This window comes from Pseudomonas asgharzadehiana (genome assembly GCF_019139815.1).
GTDB lineage: Bacteria > Pseudomonadota > Gammaproteobacteria > Pseudomonadales > Pseudomonadaceae > Aquipseudomonas > Aquipseudomonas asgharzadehiana.
Window position 1 is genome coordinate 1411902 of sequence record NZ_CP077079.1, and the last position, 20781, is coordinate 1432682.

The 20781-nt window shown below is 58.6% G+C and carries 20 protein-coding genes; 7 read left to right on the top strand and 13 right to left on the bottom strand.

The features are described from left to right. Positions 1-307 precede the first annotated feature (307 nt). The 4 genes from glpD to KSS96_RS06380 form a co-directional block, all read right to left on the bottom strand. Positions 308-1846 carry a glycerol-3-phosphate dehydrogenase gene (gene glpD, locus KSS96_RS06365; protein WP_065877203.1) on the bottom strand — a complete coding sequence of 513 codons (1539 nt, stop codon included), beginning with the start codon at positions 1844-1846 and terminating at the stop codon, positions 308-310. 276 nt (positions 1847-2122) lie between these two features. Further along, on the bottom strand, positions 2123-2878 hold the full coding sequence (locus KSS96_RS06370) for a DeoR/GlpR family transcriptional regulator (RefSeq protein ID WP_017526345.1): 756 nt from the start codon (positions 2876-2878) through the stop codon (positions 2123-2125). A 95-nt stretch (positions 2879-2973) separates the two neighbouring features. Further along, positions 2974-4479: a glycerol kinase GlpK gene (gene glpK / locus KSS96_RS06375; protein WP_065877202.1), complete on the bottom strand. Its 1506-nt coding sequence runs from the start codon at positions 4477-4479 to the stop codon at positions 2974-2976. A 78-nt stretch (positions 4480-4557) separates the two neighbouring features. After that, the gene (locus KSS96_RS06380; RefSeq protein ID WP_065877201.1) at positions 4558-5412 is read right to left on the bottom strand and encodes an MIP/aquaporin family protein; all 855 of its coding nucleotides are present in this window, start codon (positions 5410-5412) and stop codon (positions 4558-4560) included. Between the two features lie 327 nt (positions 5413-5739). Here KSS96_RS06380 and ybaK point away from each other — a divergent pair, with 327 nt between their 5' ends. Then, on the top strand, positions 5740-6210 hold the full coding sequence (gene ybaK, locus KSS96_RS06385; protein WP_017526348.1) for a Cys-tRNA(Pro) deacylase: 471 nt from the start codon (positions 5740-5742) through the stop codon (positions 6208-6210). A gap of 73 nt (positions 6211-6283) precedes the next feature. Here ybaK and KSS96_RS06390 read toward each other — a convergent pair whose 3' ends face one another. Beyond that, positions 6284-7393 carry an ABC transporter ATP-binding protein gene (locus KSS96_RS06390; protein ID WP_017526349.1) on the bottom strand — a complete coding sequence of 370 codons (1110 nt, stop codon included), beginning with the start codon at positions 7391-7393 and terminating at the stop codon, positions 6284-6286. Beyond that, entirely contained in the window at positions 7390-8310 is a 921-nt protein-coding gene (gene argF, locus KSS96_RS06395; protein ID WP_017526350.1) for an ornithine carbamoyltransferase, read from the bottom strand. The genes KSS96_RS06390 and argF overlap by 4 nt, the downstream gene beginning before the upstream one ends. Before the next feature lie 433 nt (positions 8311-8743). Between argF and KSS96_RS06400 the strand changes: the two genes are divergently transcribed. After that, a complete protein-coding gene (locus tag KSS96_RS06400; protein ID WP_065877200.1) occupies positions 8744-10852 on the top strand; it encodes a molybdopterin oxidoreductase family protein in 2109 nt (702 codons plus the stop codon). An 86-nt stretch (positions 10853-10938) separates the two neighbouring features. Then, complete coding sequence (gene grxD, locus KSS96_RS06405; RefSeq protein ID WP_065877199.1) at positions 10939-11277, top strand: Grx4 family monothiol glutaredoxin; 339 nt, start codon at positions 10939-10941, stop codon at positions 11275-11277. 80 nt (positions 11278-11357) lie between these two features. On the opposite strand, the gene bfr is transcribed toward grxD, so the two are convergent. Continuing rightward, positions 11358-11828: a bacterioferritin gene (gene bfr / locus KSS96_RS06410; protein WP_017526353.1), complete on the bottom strand. Its 471-nt coding sequence runs from the start codon at positions 11826-11828 to the stop codon at positions 11358-11360. A 201-nt stretch (positions 11829-12029) separates the two neighbouring features. Then, positions 12030-12248: a bacterioferritin-associated ferredoxin gene (locus tag KSS96_RS06415; protein ID WP_017526354.1), complete on the bottom strand. Its 219-nt coding sequence runs from the start codon at positions 12246-12248 to the stop codon at positions 12030-12032. A gap of 244 nt (positions 12249-12492) precedes the next feature. Between KSS96_RS06415 and KSS96_RS06420 the strand changes: the two genes are divergently transcribed. After that, positions 12493-13095, top strand: a complete 603-nt coding sequence (locus KSS96_RS06420) for a peroxiredoxin (RefSeq protein ID WP_003172097.1) — start codon at positions 12493-12495, stop codon at positions 13093-13095. A gap of 162 nt (positions 13096-13257) precedes the next feature. Here KSS96_RS06420 and rnt read toward each other — a convergent pair whose 3' ends face one another. After that, positions 13258-13926, bottom strand: a complete 669-nt coding sequence (gene rnt / locus KSS96_RS06425; RefSeq protein ID WP_065877198.1) for a ribonuclease T — start codon at positions 13924-13926, stop codon at positions 13258-13260. After that, the gene (gene pyrC, locus KSS96_RS06430) at positions 13923-14969 is read right to left on the bottom strand and encodes a dihydroorotase (RefSeq protein WP_065877197.1); all 1047 of its coding nucleotides are present in this window, start codon (positions 14967-14969) and stop codon (positions 13923-13925) included. The genes rnt and pyrC overlap by 4 nt, the downstream gene beginning before the upstream one ends. Positions 14970-15125: 156 nt before the next feature. Between pyrC and KSS96_RS06435 the strand changes: the two genes are divergently transcribed. The 3 genes from KSS96_RS06435 (at position 15126) to KSS96_RS06445 (ending at position 18645) form a co-directional block, all read left to right on the top strand. Further along, complete coding sequence (locus KSS96_RS06435) at positions 15126-16034, top strand: flagellar protein MotY (protein WP_017526357.1); 909 nt, start codon at positions 15126-15128, stop codon at positions 16032-16034. 153 nt (positions 16035-16187) lie between these two features. After that, positions 16188-17405 carry an argininosuccinate synthase gene (locus KSS96_RS06440; RefSeq protein ID WP_012722490.1) on the top strand — a complete coding sequence of 406 codons (1218 nt, stop codon included), beginning with the start codon at positions 16188-16190 and terminating at the stop codon, positions 17403-17405. A gap of 607 nt (positions 17406-18012) precedes the next feature. Beyond that, on the top strand, positions 18013-18645 hold the full coding sequence (locus KSS96_RS06445) for a response regulator transcription factor (protein WP_017526358.1): 633 nt from the start codon (positions 18013-18015) through the stop codon (positions 18643-18645). 83 nt (positions 18646-18728) lie between these two features. Here KSS96_RS06445 and KSS96_RS06450 read toward each other — a convergent pair whose 3' ends face one another. The 3 genes from KSS96_RS06450 to rsxB all read right to left on the bottom strand — a co-directional run bounded on the left by KSS96_RS06450 (position 18729) and on the right by rsxB (position 20662). Then, a complete protein-coding gene (locus KSS96_RS06450) occupies positions 18729-18908 on the bottom strand; it encodes a PA3496 family putative envelope integrity protein (RefSeq protein WP_017526359.1) in 180 nt (59 codons plus the stop codon). A 107-nt stretch (positions 18909-19015) separates the two neighbouring features. Then, the gene (gene nth, locus KSS96_RS06455) at positions 19016-19654 is read right to left on the bottom strand and encodes an endonuclease III (protein WP_217855824.1); all 639 of its coding nucleotides are present in this window, start codon (positions 19652-19654) and stop codon (positions 19016-19018) included. A 48-nt stretch (positions 19655-19702) separates the two neighbouring features. Further along, positions 19703-20662 carry an electron transport complex subunit RsxB gene (gene rsxB, locus KSS96_RS06460; protein ID WP_217855825.1) on the bottom strand — a complete coding sequence of 320 codons (960 nt, stop codon included), beginning with the start codon at positions 20660-20662 and terminating at the stop codon, positions 19703-19705. Positions 20663-20781 lie beyond the last annotated feature (119 nt).

Genomic DNA, 20781 nt, shown 5'->3' on the forward strand with positions numbered 1-20781 from the left:
TCCTCGACATTTGTTTTTTTTATGAAGCCGGTTAAACGGCTCTGTTGTACAGCGAATGCCCGTGACGGCTCCTGAGGGGGTTCAGGCAATCGTCCAAAAGTGTAGAGCATGAGTCGTGCCAGGCCAGAAGTAAAAGGTTAAGCGGCTGATTTATATAATAATTATCTTTGTTTGGCGGAGGATTTATAACGCTTGAGTCCGGCAAACCGAATAGCCCTGGATATGGCGTTCGGAAAACCGAATGCCTGGCAGGTATAAAAAAAGCCCCTGGACCTCACGGTGCAGGGGCTTGGGGAGCGAGGGCCTGTCAGGCCGCCTGGGTCTTGCTGCGATTTTGCTCAACCTTGCACAGGTAGTGTTTCAGGTTGTCCTGTTCTTGCGGGGTGGTGAACAGGCCGAGCTTGGTTCGGCGCCACAACACGTCCTCGGCTTGGGTTGCCCATTCTTCGGTGCACAGGTAGTCGACTTCGCGGGTGTACAGGCCGCCCCCCAGGTGGTCGCCCAGATCGGCCAGCGACTGCACGCCCTCCAGCAGGCGCCAGGTGCGGCTGCCATAGGTGGTGGACCAGCGGCGCGCAATCTCGCTCGGCAACCAGTCGAATGTGTTGCCGATGGCATCGGCCAGGGCTTCTGGGGTGGCCATGTCTTCGCCGCCCGGCAGGCTGGCCTTGGCGGTCCAACTCGGGCGCATCTGGGTGAAATACGGGGCCAGTTGCGCCATGGCCGATTCGGCGAGCTTGCGATAGGTGGTCAGCTTGCCACCGAATACCGACAGGATCGGCGCTTCGCCCGTGCCGCCGGACAACGACAAGGTGTAGTCACGCGTGATGGCCGATGGGTTGTCTGACTCGTCGTTGCACAGCGGGCGTACGCCGGAGTAGGTGTGGACGATGTCGTCGCGACTCAGTTGCTTCTTGAAGTGCGCGTTGACCACATTGAGCATGTAGTCGGTTTCGCCTTCGGTAATCGCAACGGCGGCCGGGTCGCCGGTGTATTCGCGGTCGGTGGTACCGATGATGGTCAGGTGGTTCAGGTACGGAATGGTGAAGACGATGCGCTGGTCTTCGTTCTGCAGGATATGTGCGTGGGCGCCTTCGTACAGTTTAGGCACGATCAGGTGGCTGCCCTGGATCAGGCGGATGCCGTAGGGCGAGTCCAGCTTCAGGTCGTCCTTGATGAACTTGGCGACCCATGGGCCGGCGGCATTTACCAGCGCACGGGCGCGGATCGAGAACAGGCTGCCGTCCGCGCGTTCCATGTTCATGTCCCACATGCCGTTGCTGCGGTGTGCGCTGATGCAGCGGGTCTGGGTGTGAATGTGCGCGCCTTTTTCGCGGGCGGCCATGGCGTTGAGCACCACCAGGCGGGCGTCATCGACCCAGCAGTCGGAGTATTCGAAGCCTTTGGTGATTTCGCTTTTCAGCGGGCTGTCGGCGCCGAACTTGAGGCTTTTGGAGCCGGCGAGCTTTTCGCGCTTGCCCAAGTGGTCGTACAGGAACAGGCCGGCACGAATCATCCAGGCCGGACGCAGGTGCGGGCGGTGCGGCAATACAAAACGCATCTGCTTGACGATGTGCGGGGCCTTGGCCAGTAGCACTTCACGTTCGGCCAGGGCTTCGCGCACCAGGCGGAATTCGTAATGTTCCAGGTAGCGCAGGCCACCGTGGATCAGCTTGCTGCTGGCAGAGGAGGTATGGCTGGCCAGGTCGTCCTTTTCGCAAAGGAATACCGACAAACCGCGCCCGGCTGCGTCTGCTGCAATGCCGACGCCGTTGATTCCACCGCCGATAACGGCGACGTCATAGACTTCGGCAAGCGGTGGAGCAGGCAAGGTAGAGGGGTTCATCGGCTGGCCTCGCGATCTTTTTCGTATTGGAATTCGAACATGAATGTTCATTTGCGAAAATGGTAGCTGATAAACGCGGGCACAGCCAGCCGACTTCGATTGAAAAAACTCATCGAAGGGCGGGAAAAGGAAAATTTGTGAACATGAGCCTGGGGCGGGCTCAAGAAAAAGGGTGCAGGATAAATCGCTATCGGGAGCAAGCCCCCTCCCACATTGGACTGCGTTCACAGCTCAAAAGGCGGGAGGGGGCTTGCCCCGATGATGTCAGCGCAGACGCTAAACGACTTCCAGCCGAACTTTATGCTCATTGAGCAACTGCACCAACGCGGGCACCGGCTGCTGGTCAGTCACCAGGCAGTCCACCAGGCTGATCGGCCCCAGGCGAATCATGGCGTTGCGCCCGAATTTACTGGAGTCGGCGGCCAGGATCACCTGGCGCGCATTGGCAATGATCGCTTGGGAAACCCGCACTTCCTGATAATCGAAATCGAGCAGGCTGCCGTCTTCGTCGATACCGCTGATGCCAACCAGGGCGAAGTCGACCTTGAACTGGTTGATGAAGTCGACACTGGCCTGGCCCACCACGCCGCCGTCACGCCTTACGTTGCCGCCGGTGAGCAGCACGTCGAAGTCATCCTTGGCGCTGAGCATGGTGGCGACGTTGAGGTTGTTGGTGATGATTTTCAGGTGGTTGTGATTCAGCAACGCGCGGGCGATGGATTCGGTGGTGGTGCCGATGTTGATGAACAGCGAGGCGTGATCGGGGATTTGTGCGGCGATGGCTTCGCCGATGCGCTGTTTCTCATCGCGCATCTGGTCGGCACGCATGGCGTACGCGGTGTTTTCGACGCTGGAATCATAGGCTGCGCCGCCGTGGTAACGACGCAGCAGGTTGGCGTCCGCCAGTTGGTTGATATCGCGGCGGATGGTTTGCGGGGTGACAACGAATAGCTGCGCCATTTCCTCGATACTGACGTAGCCGCGTTCGCGTACCAGTTCGAGGATTTGTTGCTGGCGGGGAGGCAGATTCATGGGGCGTCCTTTGGGCTGCCATACAAAAGTGGCCCATGATGACGCAGGAATCGACTCCCTGCCAGTTACAACCCTAAGTGGATTTTGCCCTTGGCTTATTCGGCGCCTTCGTGCGGTTCCCAGTCGCGCGTGCGGCTGACCGCTTTTTGCCAGCCGGCGTAGAGTTTCTCTTTGGCGGCTTCGTCCAGTTGCGGTGCGAATTCGCGCTCGATCACGGCCTTGCCGCGCAATTCATCCAGGCTGCCCCAGAAGCCGCAGGCCAAACCGGCCAGGTAGGCGGCGCCGAGTGCGGTGGTTTCGCGCATTTGCGGGCGCTCGACCTGGGTGCCGAGGATGTCGGCCTGGAATTGCATCAGGAAGTTGTTGGCCACCGCGCCGCCGTCCACACGCAAGGCTTTGAGGCGTTCGCCGGAGTCCTGTTGCATGGCGTCGAGTACGTCGCGGGTCTGGTAGGCAATCGACTCCAGGGCTGCGCGAATAATGTGATCCACGCGTACGCCACGAGTAAGGCCGAACAGCGCGCCACGGGCATAGGGGTCCCAGTACGGAGCGCCCAGGCCGGTGAACGCCGGGACCAGGTACACGCCGTTGCTGTCCTTGACCTTGCCGGCAAAGTACTCGGTGTCGTGGGCGTCGTTGATGATCTTCAGCTCGTCGCGCAACCACTGCACGGTGGAGCCGCCGTTGAAGACCGCGCCTTCCAGGGCGTAGGCCACTTCGCCACGCGGACCGCAGGCGATGGTGGTGAGCATGCCGTGCTTGGATTTGACCGCTTTGTCGCCGGTGTTCATCAGCAGGAAGCAGCCGGTGCCGTAGGTGTTCTTGGCTTGGCCGGCTTCTACGCACATTTGGCCGAAGAGCGCCGCTTGCTGGTCACCGGCGATACCGCCGATGGCGATGCCGCTTTTGGTGCGGCCATAGATTTCCGAGGACGACTTAACTTGCGGCAGCATTTCGCGCGGAATGTCGAGGATCTCCAGCATCTTCGAATCCCATTCCAGCGTATGGATGTTGAAGAGCATGGTGCGCGAGGCGTTGGTGTAGTCGGTGACGTGGGTTTTGCCGCCGGTAAATTTCCAGATCAGCCAGCTGTCGACGGTGCCGAACAGCAACTCGCCGTTGCGCGCACGTTCGCGGCTGCCTTCGACGTTGTCGAGGATCCACTTGAGCTTGGTGCCGGAGAAGTACGGGTCGGTGACCAGGCCGGTGGTGTCGCTGATGTACTGCTCGTGGCCGTCGCGCTTGAGCTGCTGGCAGATCTCGGTGCTGCGGCGGCACTGCCAGACGATGGCGTTGTAGATCGGGCGGCCGGTGACCTTGTCCCAGACCACGGTGGTTTCACGCTGGTTGGTGATGCCGATGGCGGCGACCTGGTCATGGTGCAGGCCGGCCTGGGCCAAGGCTTCAACCATCACCGCGCTCTGGGTGGCAAAAATCTCCATGGGGTCGTGTTCGACCCAGCCCGCCTGTGGGTAATGCTGGGCGAATTCACGCTGGGCGGTGCACACCACGTTGGCGTCACGATCAAAGATGATCGCCCGGGAGCTGGTGGTGCCTTGGTCGAGAGCAATGATGTAGTTCTTATTCTGAAGGTCGGTCATGTCGATTGCCTTGCACGAAAATAAGGAAGTCAGAAATCAGCCTGGGCCTCAAAGGGCAGCAGGGCCAGGCTGGCGCTTTCAGGAAATACGGGTGTTGCCGTTGACAGCCGTGTCAGGTGTTTCAGCTATAGCAGGTGCGGCGTTCGGCAGGTGACGGGCGATCAGCCCGCGATAGGCCGCGGCGCCGAGGCATGCGCCCACGATAGGCGCGAAAACCGGCACCAGGAAGTAAGGAATATCGCGGCCACCAGTAAAGGCCATTTCACCCCAACCCGCGAAAAAGGTCATCAGCTTGGGCCCGAAATCCCGTGCGGGGTTCATCGCGAAGCCGGTCAGCGGGCCCATGGCACTGCCGATCACAGCAATCAACAGGCCAATCAGCAGTGGGGCCAGTGGGCCGCGTGGCAGGCCGTTGTTGTCATCGGTCAGGGCCATGATGACGCCCATCAGGATGGCGGTGATGACCATTTCCACCAGGAACGCCTGGGCGGTGCTCAGCAGTGCGTGAGGGTAGGTGGAGAACACCGACGCCAACTCCAGGCTGGCTTGTGTACCGCGCACCAGGTGGTGGGTTTGTTCGTAATCGAAAAACAGGTTGCTGTAGAGGGTGTACACCAAGGCGGCCGAGCAGAAGGCGCCGGCGATCTGGGCGAGCATGTAGAAGGGCAGTTTGCGCTTGTCGAAGTCGGCGAAGATGCACAGTGCAATACTGACGGCCGGGTTGAGGTGCGCCCCGGAAATGCCGGCACTCAGGTAGATCGCCATGCTGACGCCGATGCCCCAGATGATGCTGATTTCCCACAAGCCAAAGCTGGCACCCGCGACCTTGAGCGCAGCGACACATCCGGTACCGAAGAAGATCAGCAGCGCAGTTCCGAGGAATTCGGCCATGCATTGGCTCGAAAGTGAAGGCTGTTGAAGAGCAGTTGTCATGGAAAACCTCAGTTGTTGTTCTTGTCTGGCGCACGGCCTCAACGGGCTGTTGCGCGATTTTCACCGTGACGAGGATCCCCATCCAAACCACGGCTTACTGCTCGAATGCTGCGGCTATACGTATGCAGTATTCGGAAACGAAAAAATATAGACAAGAATGACGGCTGTCAAAGGTCGAAAGTGAACTGTTGGTCACTTTCGAACTATTGGTTTGATGAATGATCACGCTTTACATGAGCCGGTGTAATGAGATAAATCGCCGCACTAGAGCGTTTTACGTGGGCTTGGCCTAGAATCGGCCCTCTGTTTGTCTCGCCTGGAGCCTTCATGACCCCTGCATTGGATTTGTTGAAAAAAGTTCGTGCCGAACATCGTATCCACAGTTATGAACACGATCCCAAGGCGGCTTCGTATGGCCTGGAGGCTGCGGAAAAATTGGGCCTGGACCCGGCGCACGTGTTCAAGACGCTGCTGGCGAGCAGCGAGAAGGGCGAATTATTGGTGGCGGTAGTGCCGGTCGTCGGAAGTCTGGATTTGAAAGCGCTGGCGCATGCGGCTGGCGTGAAAAAAGTCGAAATGGCCGACCCGGCGGCGGCGCAGCGCTCTACGGGCTATCTGTTGGGCGGCATCAGCCCGTTGGGGCAGAAGAAGCGCCTGCGCACGTTTATAGATGAAACGGCGCAGCCGTTGGCGACGATTTACGTGAGTGCGGGGAGGCGGGGGTTGGAGGTGGAGCTGTCGGCGCAGGTGCTGGCTGAACATACCCAGGCTAAATTCGCAGAAATTGGCCGGGCATAATCCAGGCTACTGGAGATCCAGTGTGGGAGGGGGCAAGCCCTCTCCCAGATTTCGCCCCGGTTTCTTCAAATACTCAACTGACCGGGCTGTAGCGCCGTACGCCTGACTCGGAACGAGGTACTTGCGCAGCGACGCTGCCTGATGCCTGGAACAGCACCAAATGCTCAGCCGCCACACGGATCCCCACATCGGCGCCGACCTGATGGTCCGCATGGCTGGGGAAAATCGATTCCAGCTGCGCGCCGGTCGGCAGTTGCAAACGGTACAACGTGGATGCGCCGAGGAAGGTTTTGCCGACGATCCGTGCTTTCAAGGCGCTGTCCGGCGCATAAACAATGTCGTCCGGGCGTAACAGCACATCCACTGCGCCACCGGTGGGCCAGGTATAGGCGCGATTGCCGCGCAGGTCGCCCAGTTCGGTACTCACGGATTCAGGCGAGCTCAACTGCCCACGAATGAAGTAGCCCTGGCCGATAAAACTGGCGACATACGGCGTCTGCGGTTCGTGATAGAGGTTGTAGGGCGTGTCCCATTGCTCGAGTCGACCCTCCTTGAAAACACCCACCTGATCGCTGACGGCGAACGCTTCTTCCTGGTCATGGGTAACCAGGATCGCACTGGTACCGCGCGCCTTGAGAATGTCACGTACCTCATGGCTGAGCTTGCGCCGCAGTTCGCCATCAAGGTTGGAAAAAGGTTCGTCCAACAACAGCAGTTGCGGCTCCGGCGCCAGGGCGCGGGCGAGGGCGACACGTTGTTGCTGGCCGCCCGAGAGTTCATGGGGGAAACGCTTGCCCAGGTTCTTCAGGTTGACCAGTTCCAGCAACTCGGCGACCACGCGCTCCTTTTGCGGATGCTTGCGGATGCCGAACGCGATGTTGTCGGCCACGCTGAGGTGAGGAAACAGCGCGTAGTCCTGGAACACCATGCCGATACGACGTTTCTCGGGAGCCAGGGTAAAACCGGCGCTGGAGATCACTTCGCCGGCCAGGCTGATTTCGCCTTCATGCACCGGCTCAAAGCCCGCGATGGCACGCAGCGTGGTGGTCTTGCCACAGCCCGAGGACCCGAGCAGGCAACCGATGTCACCTGCGTTGAGGTGCAGGTTGAGGTTTTGCACCACCCGTTGATCTTGATAGCCGCATGCCAGATTGCGCAGGTTCAGCAGTAATGGATGGCTCATGCGTGGTGGTACGCCGGTTCGACGAGGAATTCGAGCAGGGCCTTTTGGGCGTGCAGGCGGTTTTCGGCCTGGTCCCAGGCGACTGAACGCGGGTCGTCGAGCAGGTCGAGGCTGATTTCTTCGCCACGGTGGGCAGGCAGGCAGTGCATGAACAACACGTCCGGCGCGGCCGTGTCGAGCAGGGCGCGCGTTACCTGGTACGGCGCAAAAAGTGCCAGGCGCTTGGCGGTTTCGTCCTCCTGACCCATGGAGGTCCAGACGTCGGTGCTGACCAGATGGGCACCCACGACGGCATCTTTCGGATCGCGCAACAACTGCACGCGCCCATCGGCCTTGGCCATGAACTCGGCATTGGGCTCGTAACCCTCAGGGCAGGCGATGCGCAGGTGGAAGTCGAACTGGATCGCCGCTTCTATATAGCTGTTGCACATATTGTTGCCGTCGCCGATCCAGGCCACGGTCTTGCCCTGAATGGAGCCACGGTGTTCGAGGAAGGTTTGCATGTCGGCCAGCAGTTGGCAGGGATGCAGGTCATCGGACAGGCCGTTGATCACCGGCACGCGCGAGTTGGCGGCAAATTCGGTCAGGTTGCTGTGAGCAAAGGTACGGATCATTACCGCATCGAGCATGCGCGACATGACGATGGCGCAGTCGCTGATCGGCTCGCCACGACCCAGCTGGGTGTCGCGCGGTGACAGGAAGATGGCCTGGCCACCGAGTTGGATCATGCCGGCTTCGAAAGACAGGCGGGTGCGGGTGGACGATTTCTCGAAAATCATCCCGAGAACGCGGTTTTTCAAGGGCTCGAACAGTACGCCGCGGTTACGCAGGTCTTTAAGCTCAATGCCTCGACGAATCACGCCGACCAGCTCTTCGGGCGTGCAATCCATCAGGGAGAGAAAGTGCCTTGCGCTCATCATTAACTACCTTTTTGCAACAGACCGCAGATACTCAAAGCCTTGTTTATTGTGACAACGGGCGAGACCTGCGGCGAAAGCCGCACGGGGCGACGAAATAGGGGAAGGCGCGATATTGACATTAAATGTCGCGTCTTACCAATAGGGCTACGTTTTTAGAGGTGTTCAAGAAGGGCGCGAGAGCGCTTTTGAAGACGATTTCCTGACAGCAGCGAGCCATTTGTACACTGGCCTCGCAACCTTTTGCAATGCGCGGCGGCGGGCCTGGGCCAGGCTGCGTCGGTTTCGGGGGCTGTGCGCGCGGTTCTGTAACATTTGCTCACGCTTGCCCATGGCCTGGCCTGATGCCTGTGGATTCACACGGCGAACGATGCTGGTGCGTCTCAGGGGCGCGGCCCATAGTGAGGCCAAAGCCCCTATAAAGAGACTGGCCATGACCAAGACTCTCCATCACCGTGCATGCCATCTGTGTGAAGCCATCTGTGGCCTGACCCTGGAAACCACCCGCGCCGAAGATGGCAGCCTGGCGATTACTTCGATCAAGGGCGACCCTCAAGACACATTCAGCCGTGGCCACATCTGCCCCAAGGCCGTGGCCTTGCAGGATATCCAGAATGACCCGGACCGGCTGCACCAGCCCATGCTGCGGGTGGGCAGTGACTGGCGGCCGATCGCCTGGGACGAGGCGTTTGCCCTCGTGGCCGAGCGCCTTGCGGGCATCCAGGCTCGGCACGGGCAGAATGCGGTGGCGGTGTACCAGGGCAACCCCAGCGTGCATAACTATGGGCTGATGACCCACAGCAATTACTTCCTCGGCCTGCTCAAGACGCGCAACCGGTTTTCCGCAACCTCCGTAGACCAATTGCCTCATCACCTCACCAGTCATCTGATGTACGGCCATGGCCTGTTATTGCCGATCCCGGATATCGATCACACCGACTTTATGCTGATCCTGGGCGGCAACCCGTTGGCGTCCAACGGCAGCATCATGACCGTGCCGGATGTGGAGAAACGGCTCAAGGCGATCCAGGCCAGGGGCGGCAAAGTGGTCGTGGTCGACCCACGGCGCAGCGAGACGGCGGCGATTGCCGACCAGCATCTGTTTGTGCGACCGGGTGGCGACGCGGCGCTGTTGTTCGGGCTGCTCAACACCTTGTTCAGCGAGAACCTGACGCGCGACACTCATTTGTCGGTTGAGGGGCTGGATGATGTGCGCCGTGCGATCGCCGGGTTCACGGCCCAAGCCATGAGCCACCAGTGTGCCGTGCCCGCCGAGCAGATCCGCCAGTTGGCACGGGATTTCGCCGCTGCGGACAAGGCCGTTTGCTATGGGCGCATGGGCGTCTCGACGCAGGCATTTGGCACCTTGTGTCATTGGCTGGTGCAACTGATCAACCTGGTCACCGGCAACCTGGACCGGGTCGGCGGCGCGCTGTGCACCTCTCCGGCGGTGGACCTGGTGGCTTCCACCGGCGGCGGGCATTTCAATCGCTGGCAGAGCCGCGTGTCCGGGCGTCCGGAATATGGTGGCGAATTGCCGGTGTCGGCCCTGGCCGAAGAAATGCTCACCGAAGGCGAAGGGCAAATCCGCGCCTTGGTCACGGTGGCAGGCAATCCGGTGTTGTCGACGCCCAATGGTCGCCAATTGGAGCAGGCCCTGGATGGGTTGGAGTTCATGGTCAGCGTCGACCTGTACATCAATGAGACGACGCGCTATGCCGACCTGATTTTGCCGTCCACATCGGCGCTGGAAAACGATCACTACGACACCACGTTCAACATGTTTGCGGTGCGCAATGTCACGCGCTTCAACAGGGCGATCCTGCCTAAACCTGATGGCGCTTTGCATGATTGGGAGATCTTTGTCGGTCTGGCCAAGGCGTTCGCGGCGCAGACCGGCGTGGCGCTCAAACCCACCATGCCTCCGGCACAGATGATCGATTTCGGACTGCGCGCCGGTGTGTACGGGGATGCGTCCAGCCATAAATTGTCGGTGGCGATGCTGGCCGACCATCCTCATGGTGTGGATTTGGGCGCGCTGCGTCCCAACCTCTGTGCGCGTTTGAAAACGGCGGACGGCAAGGTACAGGCGGCACCGTCTGTGATTCTCGCCGACCTGGCACGTTTTGCCGCGCAGCCGGTGCCGGTGGCCGACGAGTTGCTGCTGATTGGCCGTCGTCACGTGCGCAGCAATAACTCCTGGATGCATAACTACCATCGGCTGGTGAAGGGCAAGCCTCGGCATCAATTGCTGATGCACCCCGACGACCTTGCCCGCCGCCAATTGAGCGATGGCCAGCGGGTGCGCGTCAGTTCGCGCATCGGCATGGTCGAGGTAGAGGTGATGGCGAGCCTGGATATGATGCCCGGCGTGGTCAGCTTGCCCCATGGTTGGGGGCACGGCCGCCCGGGGGTGCAGATGAGCATTGCCAGCGGGCAGCCGGGAGCAAGCGCCAATGACCTGACCGATGAACGGCAGTTGGATGAGCTTTCGGGCAACGCGGCCCTGAATGGTGTGCCAGTGCAAGTGGCGGCGGCTTGAGGTGGCTGAGCACCCTGCTGGAATTTTGCGTTACAATGCGCCACCGTGCCGACCCGTGAGTCGCAAAGTTCCTGCAGAGGTGTTCCATGGATATCATCGAAACGATCAAAGAGCAGATTGCCAATAACACCATTCTGCTTTACATGAAGGGCGCTCCTAACGCTCCTCAGTGCGGTTTCTCCGCGAAGGCGTCCCAGGCTGTTATGCAGTGCGGCGAGAAGTTCGCTTACGTGGATATCCTGCAAAACCCTGAAATCCGCGCCAACCTGCCCAAGTACGCCAACTGGCCGACTTTCCCGCAACTGTGGGTGGCGGGTGAGCTGGTCGGCGGCAGCGACATCATTACCGAAATGGCGGCTGATGGTTCGTTGCAAGCGTTGATCAAAGACGCAGCGACAAAAGCGGCAGGCAAGACTGAAGCTTGATGCTGTTGTAAAAGGCCACGCAATAAAAAGCCCCGCTTCTCATACGAGAGCGGGGCTTTTTTGTACCTGTGGGCGAAGGGTTATTCACCCATCTGCGATTGCAGGTAATTTTCCAGGGTGACCTTGTCGATCAGGCCCAGTTGGGTTTCCAGCCAGTCAATATGTTCTTCCTGGTCTTCCAGGATATCTTCCAGCAGTTCGCGGCTGCCGAAGTCGCCTTGGGCTTCGCAATGCGCGATGGCGGCCTTGAGGTCGCTGTGGCTCTTGCGTTCAAAGCCCAGGTCGCTGCCGATCATTTCCTGGGTGTGCTCGCCGATATTCAGTTTGCCCAGGTCCTGCACGTTCGGCAGGCCTTCCAGGAACAGGATGCGTTTGATCAGCGCGTCCGCGTCTTTCATGGCCTTGATCGATTCTTTGTATTCGCGCTTGCCGAGCTTTTCCAGGCCCCAATCGTCATACATGCGTGCATGCAGAAAGTACTGATTGATCGCGACCAGTTCATTGGCAAGGATTTTGTTGAGTTGCTGGATGACTGAGATGTCGCCTTTCATGACTGGGGTCCTGCCCTGTAATAGCTGTGTATAGGGCGGAGTTTGAGCGGCGAAAACCTTAGTGTCAAACCTAAGTTATTGAATAATAAATGAAAATTAATCGGAATAAGAATGTTTGTGTTCCGCGTCTTGGCGCTAACTAATTGAATTACAGGCATAAAAAAACCGGACACTAAGTCCGGTTCTTTAAAACACGCGTTATCAGGCGTGTGTAAATTCAGTTGAATAGGGGAGCGCGGCCTGGGCTGTCTGCAGCTGCGTCAGGGTTTCCCGTACCACTTGCTTGGCGAGGCAAGCACATTTACCACACTGGCTGGCAACGCCGGTGGTTTCACGCACTTCCTTGTAGCTGCAGCAACCTTCGTAGATTGCTTCGCGGATTTGTCCGTCGGTGACGCCGGTACACAGGCACACATACATAAGGGAGAACCGTCGCGGGTTTAAGGCTTAAGTGCGATGGATCTTAATGTTAACGAGAATGATTGTCAAAGTAGATTCGTAGGCTATTTACCGCCATCGCCCTCGCGCTGACGAACGGTTTTTTCCGTGTATGATGGTCGGTCTTCACGAAGCGTGACTGCGTCACAGGCCTGTCGCTTAAACGCGGCAGACTCATGACCGGTCCTTTTACTTCAATCGTCACCCCTGCATCAGGAGATACCCAATGAGCGTACTCGTCGGCAAACAAGCCCCGGATTTCGACGTACCGGCCGTTCTCGGCAATGGCGAAATCGTCGACAGCTTTAAACTGTCCGAAGCCATCAAAGGCAAATACGGCCTGGTGTTCTTCTACCCACTGGACTTTACCTTCGTCTGCCCTTCGGAGCTGATCGCTCTGGACCACCGCATGGACGATTTCAAAGCGCGTAATGTTGAAGTGGTTGCCGTTTCCATCGACTCCCATTTCACTCACAACGCCTGGCGTAACACGGCCATCAACGATGGCGGCATCGGCAAAGTCAAATACACCATGGCTGCCGATATGAAGCACGACATCGCCAAGGCCTACGACGTTGAGTCCGAAGGCGGCGTGGCATTCCGTGGCGCGTTCCTGATCGACGACAAGGGCGTTGTGCGCTCGCAGATCATCAACGACCTGCCGCTGGGCCGTAACATGGAAGAGCTGATCCGCCTGGTCGACGCCCTGCAATTCCACGAAGAGCACGGCGAAGTCTGCCCGGCCAACTGGAAGAAAGGCGACAAGGGCATGAACGCTTCGCCGGAAGGTGTTGCAGCCTACCTGACCGAGAACGCCGGCAAGCTGTAAGCCGGATTCAAGGTAAAAAAAACCGGCCTGTGAAGGCCGGTTTTTTGTGGGAGGGGGGTTGCTCCCGATTGCAGTGCATCAACCCATGGATACATCACCGACACGCCGCCATCGGGAGCAAGCTCCCTCCCACATTGGGTACGCGGCGCGTTCAGGAGACTCTCAGTCGTTGAAGTCTTCCCAGCCGCCCATCTGTTTCCAGCGGTTGACGATGCCGCAGAACAGCTCCGCAGTCTTCTCGGTGTCGTAGCGGGCCGAATGGGCCTCGCGCCCGTCGAAGTCGATACCGGCTGCCTGGCAGGCTTTGGCCAGTACAGTCTGGCCGTACGCCAGACCGGCGAGGGTCGCGGTGTCGAAGCTGGAGAATGGGTGGAACGGGTTACGCTTCATGTCCAGGCGCGCCACGGCGGCATTCAGGAAACCCAGGTCGAAGCTGCTGTTATGCCCGACCAGGATCGCGCGCTTGCAGCCGTTGGCCTTCAGCGCCTTGCGCACGCCACGGAAGATATCGGCCAGGGCCGTTTCTTCACTTACCGCCATGCGCAGTGGGTGATCGAGCTTGATGCCGGTGAATTCCAGGGCTGCGGCTTCGATGTTCGCGCCTTCGAACGGCTCGACGCGGAAGAAGTGGGTGTGTTCTGGGTACACAAAGCCCTGTTCATCCATGCCGATAGTGGTGGCGGCAATTTCCAGCAGGGCGTCGGTGGCGCAATTGAACCCACCGGTTTCTACGTCAATAACGACCGGCAGGTAGCCGCGAAAACGTTCGGCCATCGGGTGGCGCGAGCCGCCGCCGTGTTCCTGGTCGTCGTCGTAATGGTCTTCACTCACTTGGTTTCCTCCAGCAGGCGCCAGCGCAGTGTTTCACCGGCGCGCAGCGGGATAACGGTCAGCTCGCCAAAGGGCAGGCTGGCAGGGGCGGTCCAGTCTTCACGGACCAGGGTAATGCGGTCGGTATTCGCCGGCAGGCCATAGAACTTCGGGCCGTTGAGGCTGGCGAAATCTTCGAGTTTGTCCAGTGCATTGCGTTGTTCGAACGCTTCGGCGTACAGCTCGATGGCGGCGTACGCGGTGTAGCAACCGGCACAGCCGCACGCGGCTTCCTTGGCGTGTTGAGCGTGGGGCGCGGAGTCGGTGCCGAGGAAGAACTTCGAATTGCCGCTGGTCGCGGCATCCAGCAAGGCCACTTGGTGGGTGTTGCGCTTGAGGATCGGCAGGCAATAGAAATGCGGCCGAATCCCGCCCACCAGCATGTGGTTGCGGTTGTAGAGCAGGTGATGCGCGGTGATGGTCGCGCCGACGTTGGCCGAAGCCTCGGTGACGAATTGCACGGCATCGGCGGTGGTGATGTGCTCGAACACCACCTTCAAGGTCGGGAACAGCTCGACCACACGGCGCATATGCTCGTCGATGAAGACCTTCTCGCGGTCGAACACGTCCACGTCGCCACGGGTAACTTCACCGTGGATCAGCAGCGGCATGCCCACTTCAGCCATGGCTTCGATGGCCGGCAGGATTTTATCGATGCTGGTTACGCCGGAGTCGGAGTTGGTGGTCGCGCCGGCCGGGTACAGCTTGGCGGCGTGCACAAAACCGCTGGCCTTGGCCTGGCGAATTTCTTCGGGCTGGGTGCGATCGGTCAGGTAGAGCACCATCAACGGCTCAAAGCGGCTGCCGGCCGGTCGTGCAGCGAGGATTCGCTGGCGATAGGCGTCGGCTTCAGCGGCATTGCGCACCGGTGGTACCAGGTTAGGCATGATGATGGCGCGGCCAAACGTACGCGCAACATCGGCCACGGTTTGAGGTAACGCAGCACCATCGCGAAGATGAATATGCCAGTCGTCGGGACGCAGCAGGGTCAGGCGGTCGGACATTGGGGATTCCAGGCGGGTCAATCTGGTGGGAATGCTACCGGAAAAGACTCTTGCAGGCACTCGCTATCAAGTTTTGCAGGATGCATCCGATAGCCTTTCGTATGCCTTATCGATGTATGACGCTTTGAAGTGTTGTAGAAACCAGTGGAGCCTCCCGTGCGCCAGCATTATCTAGCCCTGCTCAGTGTGTTCGCCAGCCTGCCTGCGATGGCCCTCACGTTCCAGACACGTCTGGAGAACATTGAGTGGAAGGTGGAAGGCGACAAGTTCGAGTGCCGACTGACCCAGCCGATCACCGACTTCGGTTCGGGTGAGTTCGTACGCCGGGCCGGTGAGCAAGCGACTTTCCGTCTGAAAGCCTATGGCGGCTCGCTGGGCGCCGGGTCGGCCACCCTACTGGCCGCTGCTGCTCCCTGGCAGCCGGGGCGTGGCGACATCAACCTCGGTGCCGTGCGCGCCGGCAGTGGCGATGTGCTTTTTAACAGCTCCCAGGCTCAGGCTGGTCGCCTGTTCAATGGCTTGCTCGAAGGGCGCTCGCCGACTGTTCGGCATTATGCGCGTGAGGGCGGCTACTCGGAAATTCGCCTGTTGCCGGTCAAGTTCAACAAGGCCTACAGCGATTATCAGCTGTGCACCGCCAAGCTGTTGCCGATGAATTACGATCAGGTCAAGCAGACCGAAGTCGGCTTCCCCGGCGGCGGTATCGAATTGGATGCAGCGGCCAAACAGAAATTGTCGGTGATTCTCGAATTCATGAAGGCGGATCCAACCGTCAACCATATCGAGTTGAACGGTCATTCGGACAACAGTGGCAACCGCCTGAGCAATCGCGATGTGTCGCGTCGTCGCGCATTGGCGGTGATGGATTACTTCAAGGCCAACGGCATTCAGGAATCCCAGGTCACCCTGCGTTTCCATGGCGAAAGCTACCCCTTGGTGCCCAACACCAATGCCGCCAATCGGGCCCGCAACCGCCGTGTGAATATTCAGCTTGAGCGGGTAGCGGCTCCGGAGAAACCGGCTCCCCAGGCCAGTGGCCCGAGCAATCCTGCGCACACTTCATAACGGCAGTCATAAGTGCGCTCGTAGCGTGCGACCATCGGTCGCCCGCTCGACATAATCTGTCGCTTTATCTTCATTTGCTGTCGCGCCCCTGTAAATCCACGGTTTTGGTCGGTAGAATCGACGCCTTTCCGTACAACCCCGTGGAGTGATGGCATGGCCGACGTAAACAAGGTCGTTCTCGCGTATTCCGGCGGCCTGGACACTTCGGTGATCCTCAAGTGGCTGCAGGATACTTATAACTGTGAAGTGGTGACCTTCACCGCTGACCTGGGTCAGGGCGAAGAGGTCGAGCCAGCACGTGCCAAGGCGCAAGCCATGGGCGTGAAAGAGATCTACATTGACGACCTGCGCGAAGAGTTCGTCCGCGATTTCGTTTTCCCGATGTTTCGCGCCAACACCGTCTACGAAGGCGAGTACCTGCTGGGTACCTCCATCGCACGTCCGCTGATCGCCAAGCGCCTGATCGAAATCGCCAATGAAACCGGTGCTGACGCTATTTCCCATGGCGCTACCGGTAAGGGTAACGACCAGGTGCGTTTCGAACTGGGCGCCTATGCTCTCAAACCAGGCGTGAAAGTAATTGCACCTTGGCGTGAATGGGACCTGCTGTCCCGTGAAAAATTGATGGATTACGCTGAAAAGCATGCGATCCCGATCGAGCGCCACGGCAAGAAGAAGTCCCCGTACTCGATGGACGCCAACCTGCTGCACATCTCCTATGAAGGCGGCGTGCTGGAAGACACCTGGACCGAGCACGAAGAAGACATGTGGAAATGGACCGTCTCTCCGGAGAACGCTCCAGACAAACCGCAGTACCTGGAACTGACCTACCGCAACGGCGACATCGTGGCACTGGACGGCGTCGAAATGACCCCGGCCACCGTGCTTGCGACCCTGAACCGTATCGGCGGCGAACACGGCATCGGCCGCCTCGACATCGTCGAGAACCGTTACGTGGGCATGAAGTCCCGTGGTTGCTACGAAACCCCGGGCGGCACCATCATGCTGCGCGCTCACCGCGCCATCGAGTCCATTACCCTGGATCGTGAAGTGGCTCACCTCAAAGACGAGCTGATGCCCAAGTACGCCAGCCTGATCTACACCGGCTACTGGTGGAGCCCTGAGCGTCTGATGTTGCAACAGATGATCGATGCCTCCCAGGCCCACGTGAATGGCGTTGTGCGCCTGAAGCTGTACAAGGGCAATGTGATTGTCACCGGGCGTAAGTCCGATGATTCGCTGTTCGATGCCAACATCGCCACTTTCGAAGAGGATGGCGGTGCTTACAACCAGGCGGACGCAGCTGGTTTTATCAAGTTGAATGCCTTGCGCATGCGCATCGCTGCCAACAAAGGCCGCTCGTTGTTCTGATTGTTGTATCCGCAGTGAAGGATGGCCCCTTAAAAGGGGCCATTTTTTTTGGCCGAAAGCCTTGGATAAATACGCGTTGTTTATCCATTTAATGATTGCTCAAGTTCGTGTGGGACCGATTTTGTATCGGCCCTAAAGCGGGTTGTTTTAAAGGGGAATGAATTTTTACACCTGTGTAGGAACTGGTCTTACAGAAAGTTCACTTATGAAACTGTGGTGAGTCTATTTGCCGCTGAAAGTTCTGTAGGAAACAAGGATCTAATAAATATGTTAAAGGGAACTGAAACACACTATTTGTTTTCACGCGGTCCCGCTCCTGAATGCCCCGTGCAGCAGGGTTTGCCTGAACGCCATGCGCGGCGCGTTTACCGCCGCCCCTTAATCGTCGGGTCATTTCCCTCAAAATATGTAAGCCCCCGGAAAGGTCTGAAAGGCTCTGTAAAGCAAGACACATCTGAGTCGGCGTTTTTTTGTAGGGCATTTCTTTTATCTCTGTGGGTTACGTCTCTGCTTGCTGTTGCTCGGGGGGGAACGCTATGCCAACTAGGAAACGACTAGGCTATTGTGTTTGCTCTAAATAATTCGAACAGCGAAATTGGACTTTCTCATGAATAAAGTGCTGATCGTGGATGATCATCCCGTCATTCGTCTTGCTGTGCGTATGCTAATGGAACGTCATGGTTATGAGGTCGTTGCCGAGACCGACAACGGTGTCGACGCGTTGCAACTTGCACGGGAGCATATGCCGGACATTGTTATATTGGATATTGGGATTCCCAAACTCGATGGCCTGGAGGTTATTTGCCGGCTGTCTTCAACCAAACAATCTGTGCCGTTCAAGGTGCTGGTGCTGACCTCTCAGGCTCCTGGCCATTTTTCCATGCGGTGCATGCAGGCAGGCGCTGCCGGCTACGTGTGCAAACAACAGGACCTGACCGAGTTGCTGAGTGCGATCAAGGCTGTTCTATCAGGCTACAGCTACTTTCCAAACCAGGCGCTCAATTCCGTGCGCTCCACCATGGGCAACGCCAGCGAAGCCGATATGGTCGAGCGCCTTTCGGGCAGAGAGATGATGGTGTTGCAACAATTGGCACGGGGCAAGACCAACAAGGAGATCGCCGACGGTATGTTCCTCAGCAACAAGACCGTCAGCACCTACAAGACTCGCCTGTTGCTCAAGCTCAATGCTCGGTCGCTGGTTGACTTGATCGAGTTGGCGCAGCGTAACGGACTGGTATAGGGGTGACGCAACTCCCCGAATAACCAGGGCAACCGGCAGAAAAAAGCCTCCGTCAGGGAGGCTTCCGGTCGTTGGTCGCTTGTTCAGAGGTCGAAGTCGTAATCGGCCAATTGTTTTTGCAAGCGTCGCTCTTCCAGAAGATTGTCGATGGTGCGGCGTTTGCTTAGATTGGTTTTTGCCACCTCTACAGGGGCTTCTGCCACATCGTCATCCGACTCAACGAGGTCGTCTTCTACTTCCAGTTGTTCCTTGCCAGTGCTCATAAGGTTAACTCCAGGCTAAGACTGCCGTTGGCGCTCCTTATAACGAGAATTGATGAAGCGGTAAAAAAGATTTTTTCAATCGACTCATCGAAAAAGTTAATGATCGCTCAATCGTCGGACGTCTTGTCCTTGTATTCGCACAGGTCTTCGATGCGGCAACTCCCGCAACGTGGCTTGCGGGCTTGGCAAACGTAGCGCCCATGAAGAATCAGCCAATGGTGGGAGTCCAGCAGATAGGGTTTGGGCACGAACTTCATGAGCTGCTTTTCTACTTCCACCACGTTCTTGCCGCGAGCGATACCGGTACGGTTGCTCACCCGGAAAATGTGCGTGTCCACGGCCATGGTCAGTTGCCGAAACGCGGTATTGAGTACCACATTGGCGGTCTTTCGCCCCACACCCGGCAACGCTTCCAGCGCTTCGCGCGTTTGCGGTACTTCACTGCCATGCTGTTCTATCAATAGGCGGCAGGTCTCGATGACATTCTTGGCCTTGCTGTTGTACAGGCCGATGGTCTTGATGTATTGCGACAAACCCTCCACACCCAAGGCATAGATCGCCTCTGGCGTATTGGCGACGGGATACAGCTTTGCGGTGGCCTTGTTGACGCCAACATCCGTGGACTGCGCCGACAGAATTACCGCAATCAGCAACTCGAACGGTGACGAGTAGGCGAGTTCGGTCTTGGGTTCCGGATTGTCTTCGTGAAACCGGCGGAAAATTTCCAGACGTTTTGCGGCATTCATGGGGCGCAGGGGTCCTTACGCTCGATCAGCGTTGTATCGAGTAGTGGGTCAAGCACCATGGGTATCTACCTGGCGCTGTGCTTCATCCAATCGGTGTTGCGCTTGGGCCAACTGTTGCGGGTCGGCATGCTGATCCTGGGCTTTTTTCAGCTCGGCGCGGCGCATAGCCAGCTGAATCTTGGCGCGTTTTAGATCGGCATTACTGGAGGGCGGCGTCGGCGTGATTGTATGGCTCGCCTCTAGGGCGGCCAGTGCCTGCTCCGACGTTTCGAACTGTTGCTGTAGCGCAATCAATTGCGATTGTTGCTCAAAGGTCGGTGGATGCCCAAACGCCTTCAAGGACTTGTGCAACTGGGCGCGGCTCATCGCGACACTGATCTTGGCTTTCTTTACCGCCGCGTCCCGGGCAGCCTGTGCTTCGTCAAGTTGAACGGGCTCTATCGCCGGCGATCGCTTGAGCCTGGCAAGGCGCTCGGCCAATTTGTGTTCTTCTTCCTGGTGTAGGCGCGCGTTACGTTGTTCGAAGCGCTGCCGTGCGCGGTTGCGCTTGAAATCGCGTTGGCGGCGCTCCTCGTCGCTCTTCGCCAGGCCGCCCACAATCGCCAGGGCTGTCGTTGGTGGGCGCATTTCGATGCAGTCTACCGGGCAGGGCGCTACGCACAGGTCGCAGCCCGTGCACTCGTCGATGATCACTGTGTGCATCAACTTGGCCGCGCCGACGATTGCGTCCACCGGGCACGCCTGGATGCACTTGGTGCAGCCGATGCATTCAGCTTCACGGATATACGCCACCTGTGCAGGCGCCTCGCCCCGGGTTGTATCCAGCTTCAGTACCGGCACGCTCAGCAACTGCGACAACCCGATAATGGTTTCCTGGCCGCCCGGCGGGCACTTGTTGATCGCCTCACCCTGGGCAATACCCTCGGCGTAAGGCCTGCAGCCCGGATGCCCGCATTTGCCGCATTGGGTCTGTGGCAGGAGCGCGTCGATACGTTGAATGAGGTTCATGCGTTGGTCATTGCGTTGAAACCCAGGAGCGTCACCCGAGTGATGACAATCCCCTGGGCATGCCGGTTAAACAAACAGAACCTGATTATCCGGCAACCAAGAGAGGGGCACTAGCTGAA